The 3,416-nt window shown below is 62.2% G+C and carries 4 protein-coding genes; 3 read left to right on the top strand and 1 reads right to left on the bottom strand.

From position 1 onward, the window contains the following. Positions 1 to 7 precede the first annotated feature (7 nt). Entirely contained in the window at positions 8 to 1,294 is a 1,287-nt protein-coding gene (locus tag ABI213_RS11010) for a TRAP transporter large permease subunit (RefSeq protein ID WP_348005270.1), read from the top strand. A gap of 131 nt (positions 1,295 to 1,425) precedes the next feature. Continuing rightward, on the top strand, positions 1,426 to 2,094 hold the full coding sequence (locus ABI213_RS11005; protein ID WP_348027062.1) for an SDR family oxidoreductase: 669 nt from the start codon (positions 1,426 to 1,428) through the stop codon (positions 2,092 to 2,094). Positions 2,095 to 2,103: 9 nt separating this feature from the next. On the opposite strand, the gene ABI213_RS11000 is transcribed toward ABI213_RS11005, so the two are convergent. Beyond that, positions 2,104 to 2,613, bottom strand: coding sequence for a winged helix-turn-helix transcriptional regulator (locus ABI213_RS11000; protein WP_348027060.1), 510 nt, complete (start codon positions 2,611 to 2,613; stop codon positions 2,104 to 2,106). A 171-nt stretch (positions 2,614 to 2,784) separates the two neighbouring features. Here ABI213_RS11000 and ABI213_RS10995 point away from each other — a divergent pair. Continuing rightward, positions 2,785 to 3,416, top strand: a 632-nt coding sequence (locus tag ABI213_RS10995; protein WP_348027058.1) for a 1-aminocyclopropane-1-carboxylate deaminase, incomplete at its 3' end; no start/stop codon positions are given.

Here is a 3,416-nt window from a genome sequence, read left to right as displayed (position 1 = left end):
CGCACGCATGAACACCGCCATCATTTTTATCCTGCTGATCGTGCTGATGCTGACGGGCATGCCCATCAGCATCTCGCTCGGCCTGACGGTGCTGACGTTCTTGTTCACCATGACCGATGTGCCCGTGCAGTCGGTGGCGCTGAAGCTGTTTACCGGCATTGAAAAGTTCGAGATCATGGCGATCCCGTTCTTTATTCTGGCGGGTAACTTCCTCACCCACGGTGGGGTGGCGCGGCGCATGATCCGCTTTGCCACCAGCATGATCGGCCACTGGCACGGCGGCCTGGGGCTGGCCGGTGTGATGGCCTGCGCCCTGTTCGCGGCGGTGTCGGGCTCCAGCCCGGCCACCGTGGTGGCCATCGGCTCGGTGATCTTGCCGGCCATGACCAAGCAGGGTTTTCCGCCCAAGTTTGGCGCAGGCATTTTGACCACCTCTGGCTCGCTGGGCATTTTGATTCCGCCGTCGATTGCGATGGTGATGTTCTCGGTGTCTACCAACGTGTCGGTGGGCTCCATGTTCATCGCCGGTATCGTGCCGGGCATCATGCTGGCCATTGCGCTGGGTTTCACCACCTGGAACATTGCCCGCAAGAACAACTACCCGCGCATGCCCAAGGCCACCTGGGCCGAACGCGGCTTGGCGTTCCGTGAAAGCGTCTGGGGCTTACTGCTGATCGTGGTGGTGATGGGTGGTATCTATAGCGGTGTGTTCACGCCCACCGAAGCAGCGGCCATGGCGGCGGTGTATGCCTTTGTGGTGGCCGTATTTGTCTACAAAGACATGCCCCTGAAGCGCATCCCCAAGGTGCTGCTCGACTCGGCCAGCATGAGTGCCATGCTGCTGTACATCATCACCAACGCGGTGCTGTTCAGCTTCTTGATGACCAGCGAAAACATCCCCCAGGCCATGGCCGACTGGATGATCAACCAAGGCTTTGGCCCCATCGCCTTCTTGCTGGTGGTCAACATCTTGCTGCTGTTGGCCGGTAACGTGATGGAGCCCAGCTCGATCATCCTGATCCTGGCACCCATCCTGTTCCCGGTGGCCATGAAGCTGGGTATCAACCCCATCCACTTCGGCATCTTGATCGTGGTGAACATGGAGGTCGGCATGTGCCACCCACCGGTGGGGCTGAACCTGTATGTGGCATCGGGGATTACCAAGATGGGGATTAGCGAGCTGACGGTGGCGGTGATGCCGTGGCTGATGACCATGCTGGCCTTCTTGATGGTGGTGACCTATTGGCCTGGCCTGACGCTGTGGCTGCCGCGGCTGCTGGGTATGGCGACGTGACGCGGGTGTAGCGCCTACGTACAAAAAGCCCCGGCATGCCGGGGCTTTTTTACTTTTTGCTACAGAGTTAGGAGCTGCTGGTGCAGGTGCTATCTGCGCTAGCATAGGATTTTCCTTATAGGAGCATGCGCATGGCCAACATCCTCATCCTGGGCGCGTCGCGCGGCATCGGCCTGGAGTTTGCACGCCAGTACGCCGATGCCGGGCACCGCGTCATCGCCACCGCCCGCTATGCCGCCGGGCTGGCCCGGCTCAGCACCCTGGGAGCCGAGCCCTTGAAGCTGGACGTGGCCGACCCCGCCAGCATCAGCGGCCTGGCCTGGCAGCTAGACGGCGAAAAAATCCACGTCGCCCTGTACGTGGCGGGCCTGTATTCCCAAGGCGGCGCGACAACGCCACCGACCCAGCAAGACTTTGACCGCGTGATGCACACCAACGTGCTGGGTGCGATGCAGGCCATTCCCCAGGTGGCCCCGCTGGTGGAAGAGGGGGAGGGCGTGTTTGCCTTCATCACCAGCGGCATGGGCCAGACCAGCAGCGTGGCCAGCAGCGATGCCTGGACCTACCGCGTCAGCAAGGCCGCACTGAACATGGCGGTGGCCGCCGCCCAGCACGATTACCCCCGCGCTACGCTGCTGGCCCTATGCCCCGGCTGGGTGCAAACCGATATGGGCGGCCCTGGCGCCAGCCTGACGGTGCAAAACAGCGTGACCGCCATGCGCCGCACCCTGGCAGCTATAACGCCCGCCGACCGTGGGCGCTACCTGCACCACGATGGGCGGCCCTACGCAGGCTGGTGAAAGCCTGGTCTAGATCGGGAATTGCGTGGTGGACAGTACCTGCTTGAGCACCATGAACGAGCGTATCTGCCGCACGCCCGGTAGGTGTAGCAGCTGCGTGGCGTGCAGGTTGTTGAAGCTGTCGTTGTCGCGCGTGCGCAGCAGCATGAAGTAGTCAAACTCGCCCGTCACCACATGGCACTCCATGCAGCCCGACACCTTGGCCGCCGCCTTCTCGAACAGGGCGAACGATTCGGGCGTGGACCGGTCCAGCACCACGCCTATCAGCACCAGCATGCTGGCGTCCAGCGCCTTGGGGTTGAGCAGGGCGACGATGCCCGAAATAAAGCCCAGCTGCTTCAGCCGCTCCACCCGCCGCAGGCAGGCGGGCGGGCTCAAGTTCACTTTGGCCGCCAGCGCCACGTTGGTCACGGACGCATCGCGCTGCAGGGCGCGCAGTATGGCTTTGTCGGTGCGGTCTATGGTGTGGTCGGCGCTATCCGCGGGTGCCGTCTGAGTTTTGACTTTTGTTGCGCACATGTGATTTTTGACGGTATAAAAATACAACCATAGCAAATAAGAATGGGTTTTAGGCCGTAAATGGAAGAAAGTTTGCAACCCTGTTAACCCCGGTGCTCCCTAGAATTTCGCTATGCGTTGCAAGGCTCCTGCGTTGCACGTCCACCGTCATTCACTTTGAGAGCCACCACCATGAACCTGCAGAAATTCCCGCGCCACGCCCTGACCTTTGGCCCCTCGCCTATCACCCCGCTGAAACGCCTGAGCGCCCACCTGGGCGGCAAGGTCGACCTCTACGCCAAGCGCGAGGACTGCAACAGTGGACTTGCCTTTGGCGGCAACAAGACCCGCAAGCTCGAATACCTGATCCCCGAAGCCATCGCGGGCGGCTACGACACCCTGGTGTCCATCGGCGGCATCCAGTCCAACCAGACCCGCCAGGTAGCCGCCGTGGCCGCGCACCTGGGCATGAAGTGCGTGCTGGTGCAAGAGAACTGGGTCAACTACTCCGACGCGGTGTACGACCGGGTGGGCAACATCGAGATGTCGCGCATCCTGGGCGCCGACGTGCGGCTGGACGCTGCCGGCTTCGACATCGGCATCCGCCCCAGCTGGGAACAAGCCATGGACGACGTGCGCAAAGCCGGCGGCAAGCCGTTTCCGATTCCGGCCGGCTGCTCCGAGCACCCGCTGGGTGGCCTGGGCTTTGTGGGTTTTGCCGAAGAAGTGCGCCAGCAAGAAGCTGAGCTGGGCTTCAAGTTCGACTACATCGTGGTCTGCTCGGTGACCGGCAGCACGCAAGCCGGCATGGTGGTGGGCTTTGC

Origin of the sequence: Rhodoferax sp. (assembly GCF_039922535.1) — a bacterium.
Taxonomy (GTDB): Bacteria; Pseudomonadota; Gammaproteobacteria; order Burkholderiales; family Burkholderiaceae_C; genus Rhodoferax_B.
The sequence above is the reverse complement of the archived record's forward strand: the minus strand, read 5'-3'. Positions and strand labels throughout refer to the sequence as shown.

Coding starts and splice junctions, on each gene's coding strand:
- ABI213_RS11010 (WP_348005270.1), top strand. CDS start 8: ATGAACACCGCCATCATTTTTATCCTGCTGATCGTGCTGATGCTGACG.
- ABI213_RS11005 (WP_348027062.1), top strand. CDS start 1,426: ATGGCCAACATCCTCATCCTGGGCGCGTCGCGCGGCATCGGCCTGGAG.
- ABI213_RS11000 (WP_348027060.1), bottom strand. CDS start 2,613: ATGTGCGCAACAAAAGTCAAAACTCAGACGGCACCCGCGGATAGCGCC.